The 21,199-nt window shown below is 40.0% G+C and carries 21 protein-coding genes, 1 pseudogene and 1 riboswitch; of the genes and pseudogenes, 8 read left to right on the top strand and 14 right to left on the bottom strand.

The features are described 5' to 3' along the window. Positions 1 to 5: 5 nt before the first annotated feature. Together ABID56_RS10015 and ABID56_RS10010 are read right to left on the bottom strand one after the other, a co-directional pair. Positions 6 to 1,046, bottom strand: a complete 1,041-nt coding sequence (locus tag ABID56_RS10015) for a FecCD family ABC transporter permease (protein ID WP_354220780.1) — start codon at positions 1,044 to 1,046, stop codon at positions 6 to 8. Between the two features lie 26 nt (positions 1,047 to 1,072). Next, positions 1,073 to 2,092: an ABC transporter substrate-binding protein gene (locus tag ABID56_RS10010; RefSeq protein WP_354220778.1), complete on the bottom strand. Its 1,020-nt coding sequence runs from the start codon at positions 2,090 to 2,092 to the stop codon at positions 1,073 to 1,075. A gap of 136 nt (positions 2,093 to 2,228) precedes the next feature. Further along, positions 2,229 to 2,412: riboswitch (cobalamin riboswitch) on the bottom strand. 157 nt (positions 2,413 to 2,569) lie between these two features. Between ABID56_RS10010 and ABID56_RS10005 the strand changes: the two genes are divergently transcribed. The 4 genes from ABID56_RS10005 to ABID56_RS09990 all read left to right on the top strand — a co-directional run bounded on the left by ABID56_RS10005 (position 2,570) and on the right by ABID56_RS09990 (position 7,355). Then, on the top strand, positions 2,570 to 3,517 hold the full coding sequence (locus ABID56_RS10005; RefSeq protein WP_354220776.1) for a BMP family lipoprotein: 948 nt from the start codon (positions 2,570 to 2,572) through the stop codon (positions 3,515 to 3,517). A 19-nt stretch (positions 3,518 to 3,536) separates the two neighbouring features. Beyond that, positions 3,537 to 5,186 (top strand): methyl-accepting chemotaxis protein, encoded by a 1,650-nt coding sequence (locus tag ABID56_RS10000; protein ID WP_354220774.1) that lies wholly within the window; start codon positions 3,537 to 3,539, stop codon positions 5,184 to 5,186. Between the two features lie 133 nt (positions 5,187 to 5,319). Continuing rightward, the gene (locus ABID56_RS09995; protein ID WP_354220772.1) at positions 5,320 to 6,564 is read left to right on the top strand and encodes a helix-turn-helix domain-containing protein; all 1,245 of its coding nucleotides are present in this window, start codon (positions 5,320 to 5,322) and stop codon (positions 6,562 to 6,564) included. A 17-nt stretch (positions 6,565 to 6,581) separates the two neighbouring features. Continuing rightward, positions 6,582 to 7,355 (top strand): enoyl-CoA hydratase, encoded by a 774-nt coding sequence (locus tag ABID56_RS09990; RefSeq protein ID WP_354220770.1) that lies wholly within the window; start codon positions 6,582 to 6,584, stop codon positions 7,353 to 7,355. A 451-nt stretch (positions 7,356 to 7,806) separates the two neighbouring features. Here ABID56_RS09990 and ABID56_RS09985 read toward each other — a convergent pair whose 3' ends face one another. Further along, positions 7,807 to 8,370, bottom strand: coding sequence for an NADPH-dependent FMN reductase (locus tag ABID56_RS09985; protein WP_354220768.1), 564 nt, complete (start codon positions 8,368 to 8,370; stop codon positions 7,807 to 7,809). Positions 8,371 to 8,686: 316 nt separating this feature from the next. Here ABID56_RS09985 and ABID56_RS09980 point away from each other — a divergent pair, with 316 nt between their 5' ends. Beyond that, a complete protein-coding gene (locus ABID56_RS09980; RefSeq protein WP_354220766.1) occupies positions 8,687 to 9,340 on the top strand; it encodes a 3D domain-containing protein in 654 nt (217 codons plus the stop codon). Here ABID56_RS09980 and ABID56_RS09975 read toward each other — a convergent pair. The 3 genes from ABID56_RS09975 to ABID56_RS09965 all read right to left on the bottom strand — a co-directional run bounded on the left by ABID56_RS09975 (position 9,337) and on the right by ABID56_RS09965 (position 12,116). After that, complete coding sequence (locus tag ABID56_RS09975) at positions 9,337 to 9,501, bottom strand: hypothetical protein (protein ID WP_354220764.1); 165 nt, start codon at positions 9,499 to 9,501, stop codon at positions 9,337 to 9,339. The two genes, ABID56_RS09980 and ABID56_RS09975, sit on opposite strands and share 4 nt — an antisense overlap. 68 nt (positions 9,502 to 9,569) lie before the next feature. Then, entirely contained in the window at positions 9,570 to 9,986 is a 417-nt protein-coding gene (locus ABID56_RS09970) for an organic hydroperoxide resistance protein (protein ID WP_354220762.1), read from the bottom strand. Positions 9,987 to 10,064: 78 nt separating this feature from the next. Continuing rightward, on the bottom strand, positions 10,065 to 12,116 hold the full coding sequence (locus ABID56_RS09965; RefSeq protein ID WP_354220760.1) for an EAL domain-containing protein: 2,052 nt from the start codon (positions 12,114 to 12,116) through the stop codon (positions 10,065 to 10,067). 221 nt (positions 12,117 to 12,337) lie between these two features. Between ABID56_RS09965 and ABID56_RS09960 the strand changes: the two genes are divergently transcribed. Beyond that, positions 12,338 to 13,549 (top strand): lysophospholipid acyltransferase family protein, encoded by a 1,212-nt coding sequence (locus tag ABID56_RS09960; RefSeq protein WP_354220758.1) that lies wholly within the window; start codon positions 12,338 to 12,340, stop codon positions 13,547 to 13,549. Positions 13,550 to 13,560: 11 nt separating this feature from the next. On the opposite strand, the gene ABID56_RS09955 is transcribed toward ABID56_RS09960, so the two are convergent. The 3 genes from ABID56_RS09955 to ABID56_RS09945 form a co-directional block, all read right to left on the bottom strand. Continuing rightward, positions 13,561 to 15,240, bottom strand: a complete 1,680-nt coding sequence (locus ABID56_RS09955) for an ABC1 kinase family protein (protein ID WP_354220756.1) — start codon at positions 15,238 to 15,240, stop codon at positions 13,561 to 13,563. 22 nt (positions 15,241 to 15,262) lie between these two features. Continuing rightward, positions 15,263 to 15,571 carry a phasin family protein gene (locus ABID56_RS09950; protein WP_354220754.1) on the bottom strand — a complete coding sequence of 103 codons (309 nt, stop codon included), beginning with the start codon at positions 15,569 to 15,571 and terminating at the stop codon, positions 15,263 to 15,265. A gap of 146 nt (positions 15,572 to 15,717) precedes the next feature. Then, entirely contained in the window at positions 15,718 to 15,915 is a 198-nt protein-coding gene (locus tag ABID56_RS09945; protein WP_354220752.1) for a cold shock domain-containing protein, read from the bottom strand. Between the two features lie 312 nt (positions 15,916 to 16,227). Between ABID56_RS09945 and ABID56_RS09940 the strand changes: the two genes are divergently transcribed. Beyond that, positions 16,228 to 17,064, top strand: a complete 837-nt coding sequence (locus ABID56_RS09940) for a SurA N-terminal domain-containing protein (protein WP_354220750.1) — start codon at positions 16,228 to 16,230, stop codon at positions 17,062 to 17,064. A gap of 53 nt (positions 17,065 to 17,117) precedes the next feature. Here the strand turns inward: ABID56_RS09940 and ABID56_RS09935 are convergent. Further along, a pseudogene (locus ABID56_RS09935) lies at positions 17,118 to 17,902 on the bottom strand (glucose 1-dehydrogenase). Positions 17,903 to 18,116: 214 nt separating this feature from the next. On the opposite strand from ABID56_RS09935, the gene ABID56_RS09930 reads away from it, so the two are divergent. Next, positions 18,117 to 18,710: a TetR/AcrR family transcriptional regulator gene (locus ABID56_RS09930; protein ID WP_354220748.1), complete on the top strand. Its 594-nt coding sequence runs from the start codon at positions 18,117 to 18,119 to the stop codon at positions 18,708 to 18,710. Positions 18,711 to 18,757: 47 nt separating this feature from the next. Here ABID56_RS09930 and ABID56_RS09925 read toward each other — a convergent pair whose 3' ends face one another. The 4 genes from ABID56_RS09925 to ABID56_RS09910 all read right to left on the bottom strand — a co-directional run bounded on the left by ABID56_RS09925 (position 18,758) and on the right by ABID56_RS09910 (position 21,195). Further along, positions 18,758 to 19,444, bottom strand: coding sequence for a class I SAM-dependent methyltransferase (locus tag ABID56_RS09925; RefSeq protein WP_354220746.1), 687 nt, complete (start codon positions 19,442 to 19,444; stop codon positions 18,758 to 18,760). A 10-nt stretch (positions 19,445 to 19,454) separates the two neighbouring features. Further along, positions 19,455 to 19,988: a DUF4269 domain-containing protein gene (locus tag ABID56_RS09920; protein ID WP_354220744.1), complete on the bottom strand. Its 534-nt coding sequence runs from the start codon at positions 19,986 to 19,988 to the stop codon at positions 19,455 to 19,457. A gap of 66 nt (positions 19,989 to 20,054) precedes the next feature. Next, the gene (locus ABID56_RS09915) at positions 20,055 to 21,095 is read right to left on the bottom strand and encodes a hypothetical protein (protein ID WP_354220742.1); all 1,041 of its coding nucleotides are present in this window, start codon (positions 21,093 to 21,095) and stop codon (positions 20,055 to 20,057) included. Next, positions 21,079 to 21,195, bottom strand: coding sequence for a hypothetical protein (locus ABID56_RS09910; RefSeq protein ID WP_354220740.1), 117 nt, complete (start codon positions 21,193 to 21,195; stop codon positions 21,079 to 21,081). Before ABID56_RS09910 ends, ABID56_RS09915 begins: the two co-directional genes overlap by 17 nt. Positions 21,196 to 21,199 lie beyond the last annotated feature (4 nt).

The raw sequence follows: 21,199 nt of genomic DNA, 5'->3' as shown, positions 1-21,199 counted from the left end.
TCCTCCTAGAAATACTCCCGCTTCGCTTGGCGGAGTAAATAAATGAAAAACGGCGCGCCTAAAAAGGCTGTAATGACACCTAACGGCAACTCACGCGGTGCTAAAACCACCCGAGCCAACGTATCTGCCCCGACAAGGAAAATCGCACCACCAACGAGTGATAGAGGCAAAATCAATCGGTAATCCGACCCAACGATGAGCCGAATCATATGCGGGACGACTAAGCCGACAAAACCGATTGCCCCCGAGACGGATACAGCCGCTCCGGTCATAAGCGATGCTAAAATCAATAATATGAAACGCGTCCGTTCGACAGACACCCCTGAATGGTGGGCCACCTCTTCGCCTAAACCGAGCATATTTAACTCACGTGTGAAAAATAACGATATGATGACTGTTACAGCCATGACAGGTAACACAACCGCTGTATAACTCCAGTCCGTTAACGTTAAACTACCCATCATCCAAAACACAATCGTCTGTAGTTTTTCGTTTGCTAAAGCCATGACTAATGACAAGCATGCCCCGAGGAAAGATTGAACAACTACACCTGCTAATATAATGGTTTCCATGCGAACTTTTTGCCCAATGCGAGCAATCATATAAACAATCATTAATGTGACAAAGCCAAACACAAACGCGACAACAGGCAACGTGAATTGACCGAGCCACATCAACTGCAGGCCAAACACAAACGTTATAGCGGCACCAAATGAAGCGCCCGAAGACACCCCTAAAATAAACGGATCCGCTAACGGATTACGTAAAACCCCTTGATAAAGCGCACCTGCAAGCGCTAATGCTGCTCCAACAAGAGCTGCTAGCAAAATCCGCGGCATACGTAAATCGACGACAATCGTTTCAGTGGCATCCGACCATGTTCCGTTTATGAAGCCATTCACAATAGGCACGCGCGATAAAATCACTTGCCAGACAGTTGTGAATGATATATTGGCAGAACCGAGTGAGATCGATAGACTCATTAATACAGCGAGCCCTAGCAGCAAACCGATTAATGAAAGCCATAACGTTTTGTGTTTCGTCATGTGTAACATCCATTCAATTTAAAAAATTAATTCATTTCGTTCGGATAAAGTATTCGTGCCAATTCTTCTAAACCATCAACCAAACGCGGACCAGGTCGAGATAATAAGTTGTTTTTCATGTCATAAATCGCTTCTTCTTGCACCGCTGTAATCGTATCCCAACCGTCACGGTTCATGATCTTCTCGTGTGCATTTTCTGTCGTTTCACCGTAAGTTGTTATGATAACATCTGGGTTCTGTTCAATGATCACTTCCTCACTCACTTGGGGCCAACCTTCTTGATCACCGATAATGTTAAGCCCACCAGCAAGCGTTAAAATTTCGTGTAAAAACGACCCTTGTGCACCAGAAAATAACTGGGGTCCAACCTCGACCCAAACACGCTTCCGCTCTTCTTCTGGAATGTCGCTAACCGCATCTTTCACATCACTGACGCGTGATCGCATATCACTGACGATGTCCTTAGCCTGATCCATATGACCTGTTGCTTGACCGACCATCTCAATATCACGGTACACTGCATCTAAGCTTTGCGAACCAATGACTAATACATTTAATCCTGCATCACGCATCGCGTCGATATCATCGGCATTTTGTACGTCAGCGACGACTAAATCTGGTTCTAAGCTCACGATTTTTTCAATATTTAAGTTCATATCTCCTACTGTTTCAACGTCGTTCACTTCTTTTGGATAATCGGCCCATTGTGACACACCATCAACAGCATCACCAGCTCCAACGGCATATACAATTTCTGTTGCGCTCGGAATAACAGATACGATCGACTCAGGTTTTTCTTCGATCGTTATCTCTTGATCTGTTCGGTCGGTGATCGTCACAGGAAATGTCGATTCTGATTCTTCACTTGCTTCGCTGTTGTCGTCGTCGTTTTCATCTGAAGTGTTCTCTTCAGATTCTTGTTGTTCCGTATTGTCTGTACTAGTTGTGTCATCTGTGGATTCTTCACCATTTTGGCAAGCTGTTAACCCGACAACTAGCACGAGTAAGACGATTAATACCCATTGCTTCATTTTACCTAACATCATCTTAACCTCTTCCTTTCTGTATTAAAAAATGCGCTTATTTCCTCCGTGAGTTTAGAGAAAACAAGCGCATCATGGCTTTCAAACTATATATGAATCGTTTGATTGATATATAGCGTTTCCTTTAACCCCGAAGGAAATCAGCTAAAATATATAGGCAGGTCTCCTGGCTCAGGATCGAAGCGTCTAACCCCTTCCCGTCATTTGACAGTGGCATGGTCAGTAGCTCCCCTACACAGTGGCGGGACCGCGCCGGATTCGCACCGGACTTCCCTATTAAGTAAACAACAATTGTCATTTACACCTACATATTCTATTGATTATTTTGTCACTTTTAATCTTAAGCTTAAACGATCAGAACGTCAAATGAATTTTATTTTTTCCAACTTTAACCTTTAAATTTATCGAGAAATATAAGATAATATCTTAGTAAGAATTACCGATAAATTTCGACATTTATTTTAAATTAGGAGGTTTTCTATGAAGTTTTATAAAATGACCGCCCTGCTTGTTTTCATCCTGATTATAATGGCGGCATGTTCTTCAAATAATGAGAATATAGACTCAAGCGACGATACGCTGTCAGCTGGGCTTCTCGTCACAGAAAGTGGTATTGGTGATAATGCGTTTAGTGACTTAGCTTTCCAAGGGTTAACCCAAGCGCGCGATGAGTTAGGTGTTGTTTTCGATTACCGGGAACCACTTGATCAAGATTATGAAGCAAAATTACAAGAATTAATCGATCAAGACCACGATGTAATTTTCGGGTTAAGTTTTACAACAGCTCCTGCGATTGAAGCGAAAGCGGAAGAGTATCCCGATCAACAATTCGTCATGATCGATGCAGTAATTGACCTACCAAATGTCACATCTATCACCTTTAAAGAAGACGAAGGAAGCCACTTAGTCGGATTGATTGCTGGTATGCGTACTGAAAGCGACACGGTCGGTTTCATCGGCGGTGTGGAAAGTGATGTTATCCAGCGATTTGAGAACGGCTTTAAAGAAGGTGTTCGCGAAGCCAACCCTGATACAGAGATTTTAACTGAGTATGCTGGGTCTTTTGATGATGACCAACTCGGTGCAGATATTGCGGCTGATATGATTGATGAAGGTGCTGATTACATATTCCCATCTGCCGGTTTCACGGGTACAGGAGCACTACAAGAAGCACAAAGCCAAGGTATCTATGCTTTCGGTGTGGATACCGACCAATATACGATTGCTGAAGATGCTGTTGTTACATCCATGGTTAAAAACGTGAACGTCGCGATTTATGATGTCATGGAACAACTAGCTAATGGGGAGACACTCGAAGGTAATCACCGCGAATTAGGTTTAGATCAAGACGGTGTCGGCTTAGCCCCAATCCGCGTCATTGAACTGACTGATCAACAACAACAAACGTTAGACGATGCACGAAATTAAACGAGGAAGGAGTCTTTAAATGTCAATTAAAAAACGATTATATATTATGACACTGACGCCTTTAATTTTAAGTTTGTTGATCGTGTCATATGTCGCATACGAAATGATGAACTTACAGGCGTCATCACAAGATGATATTGATGTATTACTAGAGAGTAAAGAGATTTATGCGCAATTCCATGCGACAGAACAAGCACTCACAACCTATTTCTACAGTCCGTCTACCGCGACGAAACAAGAAGCTGAATTACAGCTAGAACAGACAGAAGAGATGGCTCAAGGTATTACTGAGTTAGTTAAAACAGACGAACAAGAACGTTGGGCGACCCAAGCGCAAGAAAAGTATAATGATTGGCAAGAACTAACTGTACAAGCTTTAGAAAGTGAAGATATGAATGAAGTTCAACGCCAAGCATTGCGTACAGCAGGACTTGTTAACGATGCTTACATGCTAGAACGCGCAAGTAACAATTGGTACGACAACAATACACAAGAGCAACAAAACTTGATTGCTGGTGTTTTAACAGCTATTTTAATCGCTAGTATCGTACTCGTCATATTCACGTTACTCTTAACATTACGTTTGTCGAATCGTATCGCCAATCCGTTAAGATCATTATCTAGTCAAGCACAAGAAGCAGCATCTGGTAAACTATCACTAGACATTGAAGTTGACGAAAAAGAAAAAGACGAAATCGGCCAATTAAAACGATCATTCAAGACAATGATCAACAACTTAAAAGACACCGTCGAGTCGATTCATTCGATTAATCGTCGCGTCGATGAATTTAGTACCCAACTAAATGACGAAATCAAGAGTTTAACAGAAGGTAGCGAACAAGTCGCTAGCTCGACAGATGAATTAGCTCAAGGTAGTCAATCGATCTCGAATGACGTCCAAGATGCGGTCACGCTCGTCGAAAAAATGCAACACGATTTTGAAGCCAACGCCGAAGAAAGCGATAAAGCGAATGAGGAAAGCACGCATGCTCAACAAGCGGTCCAAGACGGCCACGAAGCACTCGTATCGCAAAAGACGATCATGGAACGCAACCAAACAGCCATGTCCGAAGTCCGTCAGTCGGTTGAACAGTTCACTCACTATACAGAACAAATCGAGCAAGCTGTTGCACTCGTTAACGACATCGCTGAACAGACGAATTTACTCGCCTTAAACGCAGCGATTGAAGCAGCTCGTGCTGGCGAACACGGTAAAGGTTTCGCAGTTGTTGCCGACGAAGTCCGTAAGCTTGCTGACCAATCAACGTCTGCAACGGATGATATTAAACAAATGGTCGATCAAATCCGCGTAGGCGTCGATCAAATCAATAACCAAACAGAAGAAACAACACGACTAAGCGAACAACAAGTGGATGCTGTGAACACATCAGAAAACTCATTTAACAATATTGCTGACCATGTGGGACAAATTTACGATCGCCTGGAACGCCTATCCGCCAATATGGATGAGTCACGCAAACAATCTGAACAAATTACAGCCACGATGGAAAGCATTAGCTCTGTCACTGAAGAAACAGCTGCCGGCACTGAAGAAATTTCAGCATCAGCAAGCGAACAACAAAATGCCTTCCAAAAACTACAACAAGAAGCCGAAAAGCTCGAGGCTATGATCGAAGAACTAAACGAAAAAACATCACATTTCCATTAATGAATCAATCCCTTTCGATTCCAGACGATGAATCGAAAGGGATTTTTTACAGCCTGACTAATTTTGATTACAATAAGGTTACCAATAATCGCCAACAACCAATGATGTTTAAGAAACGAATGAGGTGAATGCTATGTTTAATACGAGTTCTTTTATACAATATCATCGAACGAAACAAGGGTTATCACAAAAACAATTAGCGACAGGTATCTGTTCGATCTCGTATTTAAGTAAGATCGAAAATAAAATCATCGAACCCAGTCAATCCGTTTTTGAATCTCTTTGCGAACGACTCGGCATTCCCGCTCATTCAATTGAATCCGCTTCAGGTAGTGATATTGAGGACGATATCGAAACACTTTATAAACTCATTACAAAGAAAAATTTCACTGAAGCTCACGATTTATATGAAACGATTCAAGCAACTCTATCTCCCTTTCATCACGACGATGTACAACACTTTTTTAAGCTCATCGAACTCTATTACTTAATTGAAACGAAGAGTGATCGCGTCACGAACTATGCTATTGATAACTTATTCAACATTCAATCGAGCTTTCAAAACAAAAAACGCTACTACTTCTACAAAATTATCGGCATTTATTATATTCATTTAGCGTACCCGCACCAAGCGATTGTACACTTTATCGAAGCCGAAAACGTTCTCGATGAATACGGGTTAAATGACCCCGACTTATATTATTTAATCGCGGCGACATATACTCGACTTTATGAACCGTCACGTAGTAATCATTACTGCCAAATCGCTAAAGAACAATTTATTAACACTTTCTTATACCCTAAGATTACTGATTGTTATATTTTGTTCGGTATCAATTACACCTTGTTACAAGCTTTCGATATCGCCGAGCACTATTTCTTTCAAGTCCTTAATTCCAGACCGATGATGGACTCTGAACGCGTCACAGCAAATCTCCAATACAATATCGCATACCTTTATATCGAAAAAGAAGACTGGGATAAAGCTCTTACCTATCTAACATCAGCTTATGAAGGTTTTAACACGTCATATGAAAAACTACGATGTTTGCAACTTTTCGCAAAAATTCACTATCATTTGCAGGAATACGACACAGCCATATCGTATATTAACCAAGGGGAGACATTGAGCCAACAAATCGGCGACCAAAAAATCCGGTGTTTACTTTGGATGTTAACCCACGAAATCAACCAAACTGTTGCAACTAATACTTTTCTTCTAGAAGCGAAGCAACAATGGATTCCCTATTTAGTGCAACGTGGGGAAAACCGAACGCTTAAAGAATTGTACATATTAATGGCTGAATCATTAATGGCGCAACAAAACCACCGTGATGCGATAACGTATTATGAAAAAATATTAAAGCTTGGAATATAATTAAAGCGAGGGATTTTATGTCTAATTTAGTATTATTACACGAAGAAGATGGCGTCACCACAATCACCTTAAACCGACCTGAACAAGTTAATGCTTTGAATGAAGAAATGTTAAATGTGCTGGCTACCAAATTGAAAGAAGCAAGTGAAAACGACTCGAAAATAATCGTTTTACAAGGGAATGGGAAAGCGTTTTCAGCTGGTGGCGATTTGAACATGATTGCAAGTGCTGATAACGACAATGCTTTTAGTGACATCATGAACATAATAGAACAAATCGTTCTAACGTTATACCAAATGCCGAAAATCACGATCGCCGCCTTAAACGGATCGGCGGCTGGTTTAGGCCTAAGTTTGGCATTAGGTTGCGACTACGTCTTAGCGAAATCTGATGCGAAAATTGCGATGAACTTCATCGGAATCGGGCTGATCCCAGATGGCGCTGGACATTTCATGATGCAACAACGCGTCGGCACCGTCCGAGCGAAACATTTAATTTGGGAAGGTAAAAAGCTAGAAGCTAATGAAGCGAAAGGAATTGGGTTAATCGATTTTGTCATTACGTCTGATTTGGACCAATCGGTTAAACAATATACGGATAAACTCAAGAACTCACCTATTCTCGCGATGATTCAAACGAAAACGATTTATCACCAACAACAGCTTGACGAATTGAAGTCTATTTTAGCAGCAGAAACGACTGCACAAACAGCCATGCGAAAAACAAACGACCACCATGAAGGCGTCGATGCTTTCCTAAACAAAAGACAGCCTGACTTTAAGTGGGAATAACAACACTAGAAATGCTTAATCAAATCCATTATTAAAGTACGTTGTTGATTGTGTGATCCGTTTACGGTGGACGCTTTCCGACGACCCGGATGGTCTAGTGTCGACGTTGGCCACAAAAGCGGATTTCATAAGCTTCCTTGACTAATTCTGCGCCGAGTACTCGCAGGCGCAGGACGTGACCGTTTTTAGTCGACCGCGGGCACGGCTCGAGCCAGGCAACATCATCGAGTAAGCTACCTTGTAACTTGCACCGAGAAAGCCTACTTCGAAGCGTTGCTAGAAGACACAGGTGCATCTCTCGGGGTCTCGAGACGCGTGCTGTTCCCGCAGGCGTCTACGTGTTTTGATTCTGCTTCATTAGTGCTTAACTATTACGATGTTCAAACATTCGTCTTTTGTAAAATCGAATCTACTTCTGTCCAAGCCTCCTAAAGTAAGAAACAATATGGTGTTATGAGTATAAGTGATCGCCTTTTTTAATAGCTTGACTCATCGGTAAATAATGCGAAAAAACGCGTGCCAATTCATAAATACGGTGTTTAACGTCTTCATCTATTAAAACATTGGTATGGGAAAACTGCGACGAGTCTGTATACACATAATTCGGTGTGATTAAGCATCTGAAATAATCGAAAATTGGCTTCAATTGATTTTCAATGACTAAATGATGCTGCACCGTGCCGCCATTAGCCATCAGTGCGACTGGTTTATAGCGCATCGCTTGCGGCGAAACAAGATCGAGTGCGTTTTTTAATGCGCCTGGTATAGACCCTTGAAATATAGGGGTCGCGATAATGAAACCATCAGCCTTCTCTAATTGATGGATAAGCGTTTGCGTTTCTTCACCATATTCTTCAACGGCTCGACCATCTGCAAACTCTATTTGGTATTGATCTAAATGAATATGTTCCACTTCAATTTCATGCGATATATTTTTCAAATGATGTTCAGCTTCTTCTAACAACACCTTCGTCTTAGATCCCACCATTGTCCCGTTTAATAGCGCGACTTTCATCATGTAACCTCCCTAACGATCAACATCTTTCATAGTGATTTTCTCTCTATCAAACACGGAGTTTAACCTTTGTTATACCATTGACACTTACTCTATTTTAACCCTTGCTTATACGCTTTTCAAATTTATCATAATTGTACCGTTTATCAGTCTGTTTAAAATTTTGAGATTCTTTTCAAGCTTGTCATGAAACTGTTACACACTTGCCCAAGCATTGAGATTGACCTGTTATGTGTAACTGTTATACTAGCCCTCGGGCTTTGAAAAAAGAACCATAGTCCTATTGCGAGTTTGTTTAATTTACGGAGGTATGTACATGAATAAAACTATTTTACTAATGATTGGCGCAGCCATTCTGATCGCCATTCTGTTAGTGGCTTTTGATTCAGATATAAAGAAGGCAAACACACACGAAGATATGTCAACAGATAAATCAGAGTCAGTTATTAACAATGAATACCAAGCGATTTCAACAGAGTTAACAGCAAAGAAATCGATCGACGTCATTAAGCCACAACCAGAACCAAAAACAGCAGTAGCAAGCCAACAATCTAGTAGCTCAAATGACACAAGCAATCAATCAAGTGAACACAACACCAATCAATCTAGCAATAATCAATCTAATAATAATGAGCAATCTGGTGATGTTCAACAAGTAAGCGAATCAGAAGGCGCGAAGGAAATGATGTATATGGAGGCAACAGCTTACACCGCTTATTGTGATGGTTGTAGCGGCACGACGTATACAGGGATTGATTTAAGAGCCAATCCTAATCAAAAAGTGATTGCTGTTGACCCTAACGTTATTCCATTAGGCGCGACAGTTTGGGTTGAAGGTTATGGCACAGCTGTAGCTGGAGACATTGGTGGTGACATTAAAGGCAATCGGATTGATGTCTTCATTCCAAGTGAAGACGAAGCATTTCGATTTGGCCGCCGCCAAGTTCAAGTAAAAATTCTTGAATACTAATATTGAAGCCAGTTAAGTTCGGTACTTAACTGGTTTTTTTGTTGGTGCACCAACATTGTTTGATTCAACTTTTCGTTTACTTGAGCCACATTCCATATTGCTTGAATCACTTTTTGTAGCGCTTGATTCAAATGAACAAAGTGTTGAATCAACTTCTTCATTCGTTGCATCAAACGCACAAAAAAAACAGCAACGGCCAAATCGCCGTTGCTGTTTTTTAACTCGGTTATTATTTAACCACTGCTTCTAACTCAACTTCAATGTTGCCACGCGTTGCTTTAGAATATGGGCACACTTTGTGAGCTTCTTGCATCAATTCGTCTGCTTCATCTTGTGATACACCGCTGATTTCAGAAATAAGTTTCACGCCAACTTTAAAGCCACCGTCCGCTTCATCTTTCATGAAGCTAACTTCGCCGTGAGTTGTTGAATCAATGTCTTTCTTTTGATTTTTCGCGACTAAGTTAAGCGCACCATCATAGCAAGCTGCATAACCTGCTGCAAATAATTGTTCAGGGTTTGTCCCTGTCTCATCTGTATTTTCAGTTGGCATGACAACGTTTAAGTCAATCACACCATCTTCAGATGTAACATGACCTCCGCGGCCGCCTTTAGCTGTAGCTTTTGTTGTAAATAAATGACTCATGTTTAACCACTCCTTTATATTGAAAGTCTATTGTTTGCTATACCCATTTTCGTCCTTATTCATGCATAATTTATTATATTAATTTAATATTTTTTCGTTGTACGAGGTATCCCAACTTATTAATTCGTCAGATGACATTGGCTTACCGAAATAAAATCCTTGAATTTCGTCAGCAGATGTTTGGCCAATAATATTGAGTTCTTCTTCATTTTCAACCCCTTCAACGACAACACCTAATGATAGCGTCGAACCTAAGTTAATCACATCCGCTAGAAACTGCTGTGCTAAAGAATCTTCTACTATGCCATCTAAAAATGATTTATCGATCTTCATTTTGTCGATCGGCAGTTTTCTTAAGTACGTAAGCGATGAAAAGCCTGTACCAAAGTCATCTAACGCGATCGTCGCTCCGAGTTCGCGTAAGCTTTTCACTGTCATTAATGCGATCTTTTCATCATCAATAATACTTGATTCGGTAATTTCAAATTCTAATAAGCTCGGGTCGACTTGGTAGCGATTAATTATATTTTCAACATCGACAACAAACGTATCTTCAGTCAAAGTCCGGTTCGATAAATTAATCGCGACTTTTCCAACATTAAAACCTGCTACCTGCCATTCTTTAATTTGCTTACACACATGCTCAATCAACCATATCGTAATCGGATGAATCTCGCCTGTTTTTTCGGCAACTGGTATGAATTGGTTCGGGGGTATAAAACCGAGCTGGTCATCGTTCCAACGTATGAGTGCCTCAACGCCGACGAAATCATGGTGTATATTCGATATTTTCGGTTGATATTTCACTACAAACTCCTCATCGTATTCGATTAAACGGAGACGTTCAATGAGTTTATCACGTAAACCTTCTTTATGGGTTTTGTCTTTAAACATGGCGTAATCATTAATTAATTCTTCACCATGCATATTGATCACTGCATAGGCTTGGTCGATAAGTTCAATAGTCTGTTTCGCTGTCTTCGGCTTAGCTGCTAAGGCGACACTAATATTTAAGCCTGCCATATTTTCACTTTGACATAAATGAATTAAGTCACTTGAGAAATGTTGCATCTTCTTCACAATCGAATATTCGTTAACGACGATACCAATTTTCTGATTACTAATACGATAGACCAAAAACTCGCGTCGTGAAAAATGTTTCCGGTACGCTTGTTTCACTAATTCAACGAGGATTTTGATCGTTTCATCGCCCTGTTGGTAACTATATTTATTATTAATCGTGTCTAAATCATGTAAATGCACAATCGCAAGGCCCACTTCATTCATACTCTTATACTGAGCGATTTGTTGATTGAACACTTTTCGATTGGGCAAATTCGTTAATGGATCATACAACTCTAAGCGACGCTTCAATTGACGATCAAAAATGGTGCTAAACATCGAAAACAACACAATCCCTAATATACCCATGGTAATGCTCGCAATTAATATGCCCATCGGTCCTTTGGCTTCGTACTTTCCTACAAGGGACTCATTCATTTCGAAGGTCGTAGCATACATACCTGTGTAGTGCATGCTTGAAACACCTAAACCAAGTAATATAGCGATAATCATCTTACTCCAAAAAGGCATCTTATCTGGCTGGTTAATTAATATTAACAACGCAATAAACGCTATGACAATCGCAACTAACACAGATAATATTACAAAACCAGCATGGTACTGCATCGTTGCATTAGCGACGACCATCGCTTCCATGCCAGTAAAATGCATCGTAGCAATTCCTATTCCGATCAGCATCGAAGCTAGTACAATATGTCTGAATTTGCGTTTACGGTAATAGACCATCCAGAAGGCAATCAACAATGCGATAACAGCAGGAGCGACCGACAAAATCGTGATCGCTGTATCATACGTCATTGGAACGTTTAATTGATAAGCACTCATGCCTATAAAGTGCATTGACCAAATGCCAACACCCATTGTTAAGGAAGCCAATCCAATCCAAAAATACGGATGAATTAACCCACTGTGATAAAGTCGTTCGTTTAATGACAACGCCGCATACGCAGCGATAATAGCAATAACGATTGATAAACTAACTAAAAACAAATCATATGTCCCTTTAACGGTGACAGTCATGATTAGATGAAAGTCCATAACATCCATATGATTTCCCCACTCTCGAACATGACGTATAACATCATTTTAATACATATATGACAAAATGACTATCAATATATCAGAATTATCGTCGTAAAATGACATATTCCTACAACTTTTCGTTACTCTATCAATATCTATGTATAAAATATCTATCCATATCCATTAAAACCAACTTCAAATCTGCTACAATATGTATAATGATTTTTAATTGGAGGCACAACTTCATGAGCATCGAACGAAAACCGAATCCAATCATGAAAAATATATTAATCCAACCGATTAAATGGTTCTTAAACAAACGTTCATCCATTCATGTCGAACGAAATGATACTATCGGCTTAAAACCACCTTACCTCGTTGTATCTAATCATGTGAACAATTGGGACCCATTAATATTAAACAGTTATGTGAAGGAGCCGATGTGTTTCATCGCGGGTGAGCCATTATTTCGCAATCCCCTTCTGAGACGAATTCTTGATTATACAGGTGCCATACGGAAAACGAAATTTTATAATGACACGAAAACGATTCGAAGCGTTATAAAAGCCAAACAGCACGGCCGTGTCATTTGTATATTTCCTGAAGGGAATCGTAATTGGGATGGCCAAACAGAACCGTTAACATATTCAACTTCGAAATTAATTAAAAAACTTCAGATCCCAGTGGTAACAGCAACAATCAAAGGCGGGCATTTAAGTCACCCACGCTGGGCGGAGCATCACCGTAAAGGGCAAATTGACATTGAGTACAAACAGTTGTGGGATGCAGACGATATCAGAAAAAATTCAGTCGAATCGATTCACAAAGGTATAAGTAAAGCTCTTAATCATGATGAGGCAAAATGGCAAGCATCGAAACAATATTCGTATAAAGGAAACAACTTAGCTGAGTATTTAGAGCGACTCTTGTTTATGTGTCCGTCATGTCATTCAATCGGTCATTTGACGTCTGATCGTCATCAATTCATATGTGAACAATGTCGATACACAGAGAAATATACAGAGTACGGTACATTTTCACCTGCTACTCATTTCAGAACACCTGCTGAATGGAATGCGTGGCAACAATCACACGTTTATAACGCCATGATAGAAGAAAAGCGACAAAAAGTTATTAATGATTTATCTGATCACGTTGACCTTTATGTATCACACAAACGTGATCCCTTTCAACACATTCACCGTGGTTCATTGCATTATCACGAGGGGAACTTAGTCTTTACTTATCAAAATAACAAACTAAAATTTCCAATTGATAAGGTCGAGGGGTTAAACGTTCACTTTCACCACAAACTCGATTTTCTAATGGATGACACCTTTTATCGCTTTCAATTCTTCAACCCGAGAACGTCTGCATTTAAATGGCTAACGGTTTTAAACGCGTTACAACAGACAAACGACCTGCCGAATATATTAACCGAAGTCGAATCAAAATAATCAGGAAGGGATTAAAACCTTCCTGATCGGAATATCGAATATATCATCCATAAAAACATTAATAACGCGATAACAAAACCAATTTCTATCGCGGGAATATTCCACACCATCGAGTGTTGTTGACTTAAGGCAGATCCGACCATCAGGCCCACCATAATAAGACTGAACGACAACAAAACAATACTAAATGATAAACGATTACTCACTTGGTCTAACTTACGCATAAAAGAATCTTCTTTTTGAAACGAAATATCAATCGGCACTTTTCGCTTCTTCGCTATCGCATTGATTTCTTGCAAGACTTCTGGTAAATCTTCTGCTGCATCAGCATACTCACCAAGTTGATCAACCAGTTTTTCAGCCGCTCGTTTCGGGTTATACTTTTGCCGCAACAGATCTTTTCCATACGGCTCGGCGACTTCTATCATATTGATATCAGGTGCTAGTGTTTCAATAACATTTTCCATCGTAAACATCGTTTTACCTACTAATGATAAATCGGGTTGTATATAGATCTGATATTCTTGTGCAATTTGATATAAATCTGTGATCGATTCGCCTAGACTAATATCTTTAAGTGGCACATCATAATATTTCACCATCACTTGTTCGATATCCCGTCTCAAGGAATCCTCATCTAAATCATCAGGCGTAATCCCCATCTTCTTAATGGTCTTAACAATGCTTTTCGCATCTTGTCTAACAACACCAATAAAGAGTGACGCAAGATGGCTTTTCATATCGCGCGACAATCGCCCTACTAAACCAAAGTCCATTAGAGCAATGGATTGGTTTTCGGTAATGAAGAAATTGCCTTGATGTGGATCAGCATGAAATAAACCATCTTTAAAAATTTGATGATAAAGGGCTTGGATCATCGTCTCAGCTATCGTATCACAATCAAATCCTTGTGCTTTCATGTCATCTACTTCATCAAGCTTATATCCCTCTACAAACTCCATCGTCAACACTTGTTTGGATGAGTAATCCCAATAAATTGTTGGAATGATGATCGACGACCAATCTTGAAATTGTTTACGCATTAAGTCGGCATTAAGCCCTTCTGTTTCATAATCTAATTCATCCATAATCGCTCGCTTAAATTCCTCTAGCACACCTGTCACTTGATATTGTGTTGCCCAGTCGAATCGCTTTTCAGCTCTCTTCGCTAATTCTTCTAATATCTCAAGGTCTGTATGTATTTGCTCATAGACTCCAGGTCGACGAACTTTCACTGCCACATGTTCACCCGTCTTCAGTTGCGCTTTGTGAACTTGGCCGATTGACGCTGCACCGAGTGGTTCGCGGTCAAATGAAGCAAATAATTCTTCAACGTCTGCTCCAAAATCTTGTCTAACAATTGCTTGCACGTCTTCATAAGAAAACGGGTCTAGCTCATCTTGTAATGAGGATAATTCTTCGATGATATCATCAGGAAACAAGTCAGGGCGCATGCTCGCCACTTGGCCGACTTTAATAAATGTCGGTCCTAATTCTTCTAAAAATGATCTCAGACGCCGACCTAATTGTTTGGACGTTTCTTCATGACGTTGATTCACATACACACGACGAGGAAGGGAAAATACTTGATCAAGCCCGACTTCTTTGACGAAATATCCAAATCCATTTCGCGCTAGAGCCGCTGCAATTTGGCGGTATCGTCGCATATGCTTCATTCGTTTACTGATCATATCTTTCCCTCCTCATTTATGTTCAAGATTCTTCATCTGAGTTATGTCTCGCTTCAAGAGCGGCGATTCGTTGTTCTAATGCATCATAGTCTTCGCGGGTCGGCACATTTATTTCATGTAACCGTTCTTTTAGTATATCTTGAATCTTTTGATCGACTTGTTCTTGTCGTTGTTCACCTTTTTCGCGTAGTTCATTTAATAAATTTGTTATCTCAGATTTGGACAATTCACCTTTGTCATACATCTCATCGAGTGCTTTATCAATTTGCTCTTTACTCGCTTGCGCTAAACCGAAACCTAATGACATTCCTTTTTTAAAAGTATCACGCATAAAAAACGCCTCCCTTTTTTCAAATCCGTTACAGCTCAGTACCCTTATTTACACTACAAAAAACATAAATATGGCACTTATAGCTAGAAGCCATCATATAAAAAAAGACGCGTAGCCTAAGCTACGCGTCTTTTGGTTAACGTTTATTATTGAGCAACAACGTTTGCTGCTTGTGGTCCACGGTCGCCTTCAACGATTTCGAATTCAACGTTTTGGCCGTCTTCTAATGTTTTGAAGCCTTCAGCTTGAATTGCTGAGAAGTGTACGAATACATCGTCACCGTCTTGGCGCTCGATAAATCCGAAACCTTTTTCTGAGTTAAACCATTTTACTGTACCTGTCATATTAAATGACCTCCTTAATTGTGTTGACAAAAATTGAATCTCGTTACTTTCGACATCAATTAAGAGAGGCCTTTCAGTAATCATCGATATCAATCATTTGTTCAACTCTTAATATACACGCTTTTGAGGAAAATTGCAACCCTAAACTATAAAAAAAGCAAAATAAATTAATTCACACGAAATTATAGCTATATAACACTCTATAACAATCATATTACATTTCATTTTCATTCGGTGTTTTGGCTTGTACTAATAAATCCCCTCTGCTACAATTCAAATCGAAACATTAATTACAGCAAAGGAAGTGTTCTCATGAAAAAAACGCTATTACTTTTCGTACTAGCGATTCTTGCCACCGTAATGGTAGCATGTGGCGGCGATAATTCTGAAGAAGAAAATGCCGGAAACGAAGGTAACGAAGAGACAGCAGAAGAAGGCAACAGTGAAGACGGCAACAATGAAGACAGCAGTAGTGACAACGAAAACAATAACAATGAAGACAGTAATAATGAAGACAGTAATAATGAAGGATCTGACCAATCAGGAGAAAGCGTTTCTGAAGTTGCAGAAGACGATGTCGTTGCAACTGTAAATGGTGAAGATATTCTAGGCGCTCAATTACTACAAGCTGAACAAGCAGTTAGCCAACAATATCAAATGATGGGCATGGATCCATCTAATAACGCTGGTGCTATCCGCGAATCAGCGATTAACCAAGTCGTGAATACGAAAGTTATTGAATTAGCTGCAAAAGAAGATGGCTTAGAACCAAGTGATGAGGAAGTTCAAGAAGAAGTTGATACGCAACTTTCTAACATTCAAGAACAACAAGAACTTGAATCAAAAGATGCCGTACTTGAACAACTTGACATGTCACAAGAAGAAGTGAATCGTCAAATTCGTCAGTCTCTTCTTGTTAATAATTACATGGACGAAAACTTAGAAGAACCTAGCGTTTCTGATGAAGAAATCCAGCAAGCATACGACGATTATGTCTCTCGTATGGAAGAAATGGAACAAGAAGCTGATGATTTAGAAAACATGCGTAGCGATCTTGAATCACAAGTTAAACAACAAAAACAACGTGAACAACAACAAGAATTGATCGATAACCTACGTGCTGATGCAGAGGTTAACGTACAAATCTAAATCTCACACAAAAACCGCGCCCCTTATTGGGACGCGGTTTTTCTATGTCTTACTTAATATTGATACGATTGTCCGCCATCGATTGGCACGACAGCTGCGTTAATGAAATTCGCTTGATCTGAAAGTAAGAACGCCACTAAATGACCGACTTCTTCCGGCTTACCAAAACGTTTCATTGGATTTGGTTCAACGAATTGTTCGCCGACTTTCTCCCAATTATCCGGGTCAATTTGTTTTAAAGACCCTTCAACCATTGGTGTCATAATCGCTCCTGGAGCAATCGCTTTAACGCTCACACCATACTTCCCATATTCAACAGCTGAATTACGTGTTAAGCCGACGACACCGTGTTTACTCGCAGCATAACCTGATTGATTACCAACACCACGAATACCACCAACTGATGCAGTATTGACGATGGAGCCTGTCCCTTGTTCTTTCATGACATCCAGGACATATTTCATGCCAAAGAATACACCGTTTAAATTAATAATAACGACTTTTTCGAACTCATCTGAGCCGTAATCTTGTGTTAAATTTTGTTTTCCTTCAATCCCTGCATTATTAAAGAAACCATCAATACGTCCAAATTGTTTCACAGTTTGATCAACATAGTTTTTGACTTCATCTTCATTTGATACATCTGCTTTTACCGTTAAAATCTCTGCTGACGAAGCTACGTCTACACTTTCGCTTTTGTTTCATCTAACGATTCTTGATTCACATCGACTAATGATAGCTTAGCGCCTTCTGCTGCTACTTGAAGCGCTGCAGCTTGTCCTAAACCAGACCCTGCACCTGTAATTAATACGACTCGTTCATTAAAACGTTCACTCATCATTAAAACCTCCTTTAATGTCGATCACATAATAAGTAAGCGCTTGCAAACATCCATTAAATCGTTCACATATTTATTAGTGTTCGAAAAGAGATGATTGCTTTATAATTTAACTATAAGATGGTTCAATAAATGACTCAATCCATGAAAATTGTTAGAATGTCGATTTAATAGACAGATAGTTTTATTGTGTCTAAACGTAAGGGGAATGTTCATGAATGAATTAACGATGCGTCAAAGTCGAACGAAAGATCATTTAAAAATGGCTTTAACAGTACTTATTAAAGACAAGGGATTTCACGCTGTCACGGTTAAAGACATCGTCGAACAAGCCAAGTACAATCGGAGTACCTTCTATGTTCACTACCATGACAAATACGAAGTCGCTGAAGAATTATTACAAGAATTATTAACCGGATTAGTAGAATCAGTGCGTATTCCTTATAAACAGCGTCGTTCAATTAATACTCGACAACTAAAACCGTCGCATTTTGAGATTATTTCATATATTTATCAAAATGGATTTTATTTTGATCTCATTAATTATGACGATACATTACCAGGTTTACACAGAGGCTTTCCCAATACGATTTTAGATATTTATAAACATCAATTCGCATTTCAAACGTTAAGTGACCGCCCTGTTAATATGGATTACTTCAAACATTATATCGCCCTTGGATTTTATGGTTTAATTCAAAGTTGGATTCAAGAAGGATTTCGCGAACCACAGGAAACCTTTATCCAAGAAGTGATCGAACTCTCTAAAACGCATATTCATTCTGTGCAGTATATTGGTGATCTATAAAAAACGTGTTTCCTCAATTATGTTGAAGAAAACACGTTTTGTATTACTTATTCTTTTTTTAACATCGTTAACCACATAAACGATAAGCTTTGTTTTAACGAATCAGGCAGCTGTCCGAGGATAGACGATTGAACAGCTTCTTTATAAATACCTTCTGAGCCGATAATGTGATAGCCCTCACGCTCAGCCATTTGTTCAAATTCCCAAGGCATCATCGTGTTCATAATGACATCCTTACCGTACAATCGCTCGAAACTATTCATCCGTGGTCCAGCAGTCGGGCCTAAAATGCCAAACAATAAATAACCACCTGATCGAACAACACGGCCAACTTCTCTAAACGTTTCGGCTGGTTGGGCCGTCCATTCCAATGAATTGATCGCCATCACACTGTCAAATGAGCTCATTTCAAACGGTAGTTGCGTCATATCCGCTTCTCGAAACTGAACCGTAGCCATATCCTCCGTCAAACGCTCTTCACACAATTTAATCATATCATCAGACAAATCAACACCTGTAACGTCATAACCGTTTTGCCATAGCTTATACGTCCCATATCCGTCACCACACCCTAAATCGAGCACTTGACTGTCTGACGGGACAAATTGTTTGAAGAAAGGAATAATCGTTTGCCGACTGCCTTCCTCCCACATCGATCGACTCCTTGAATGCCAAAAGCTAGCCCGTTCATTCCATTGATACTTTGCTTGTTCATGCCATGTTGTCTGGTCCATGACATCCCCCCTAAATAAAATGATGATATCGCCCATAATCTAATAACGCATCAAAAGGATCATGATATTGGATGCCTAAACATTCACAAAAAGCCGCTTCTGTTTTATACCCTTGCTGTTTCATGCGTGTCACAGCGTCTTTAAGCCATGAGAACCGTTCTAACAGCGCCGCTTCAATCACCATATGCAAATAAGCGTGCTGTCTTTCAGTCGGTTTATTCATGCCAAACAACTCAAATTCAAAACCATATGCATGAAAATTAGCCTTCACAACATCTTCACCTTTAATCGTTATCCGCTTTAAGTGAAAACCTTCAAATTGTTGAAACGTGTTTTGTAATTCTTCCGCAAAACGATCAAAATCATCAACATAAAAAATAATATCTAAATCCGAATCGTCAACATGGATGTTTAGCGGGATTGTCCCACAAACGATTGGCTGATAACTAGCAAACTGATCTAAAACACCAACTTGGTCAATCGCTTCATACGCACGTTGTTGCAACGCATCGCCGTTTTTCAAAGCTGATAAAGCATTAAACAACCTAACACCACCTTCAAAACAAAAGCCTTATTGGTCTATTGTACCAATAAGGCTTTTACTGTGCGATTATGAAGCTACATCAATTGTTTTTAATAATCGTTCAAAACGCGGCCAGAACCCATCGCCAGCTTCCATTGGGTAATGATAGTCAATGACAACGACGTTTTCACCAAGTGTACCTGCAACAAACCCTTCGCCAGCATTGTAATAGTGAATCCCTTCAAGGGACGTGTCGTAATTCGCCAATTCTTCTTCAGCTTCAAAATCACCGTCATCAACTGACAATTGATTCAACGCTTCATTGACCGTCATATCGTTAAACACTCGGATGTTAATCGCTACATCAACTGATTCCGCATTGTTATGATGCGTGACGACACCATCTTCAACACGATGAGGCGTTAACCATTCGTCCATTTGATAGACGATCCCGTAAGGATTCAATTCAAATGTGGTCACCTCAGCCTGTTCTTCCATGCCTTCAACCATGATTGTCTCTTCTTCAACAGACACGATTTCAACTGACAGCTGCTCTACTGTATCAGGTGAGGTCTCAAACTGATCGATGACTGTCGAAGCCGTTTCATCACCGTTTGACACATACCAAACAACCTCACTCAACCTATTCAACTCAAGCTCTGATATTGAAACATTAATAATAAAGGAGTCATCCATCGTTTCCTCGGAAAAGTCAAGATCTGGATTTGTACTCCCCTCTGTAACAAATGTGTGACTGATCTCTTCATACCCTTCACTAACTGGTCCTGTAATCGTATATTGACCGTTTTCTCCTTCTATTTCTGCTCTTTCTACGATTTCTTCAGGCGAAATCTGTGTTTCTACACCCTCTTCCACACTACTTTCTGGAGCGGCATTTTCCTGGCTATTATCATCTTGATTCATGACACCCAACGTCACAAAAGCAAATAATGCAACGGCTGCAACACTCGTTCCTGCCACAACCCAACGCTGACGTTTTTGACGCTTTTGTTTCTTGTTAGCATATTGTTGGATGGATCGTTTCATATCCTTTTTTCTCCCTTCATCCATCGTCCATTCACGTGAAGCTTCGCGCATCGTGTCTAATTCATCATAATTCTGACTCAAGGCCGACCCCTCCTTCGCGCTTAAGCGCTTTAATCGCGCGGTGATACGTCGTGCTCACTTTGTTTTCAGACCAACCGAGCGCAACCGCTGTCTCACTCACCGAT

This window comes from Alkalibacillus flavidus, assembly GCF_040545925.1.
Taxonomy (GTDB): domain Bacteria; phylum Bacillota; class Bacilli; order Bacillales; family Alkalibacillaceae; genus Alkalibacillus; species Alkalibacillus flavidus.
The sequence above is the reverse complement of the archived record's forward strand: the minus strand, read 5'-3'. Positions and strand labels throughout refer to the sequence as shown.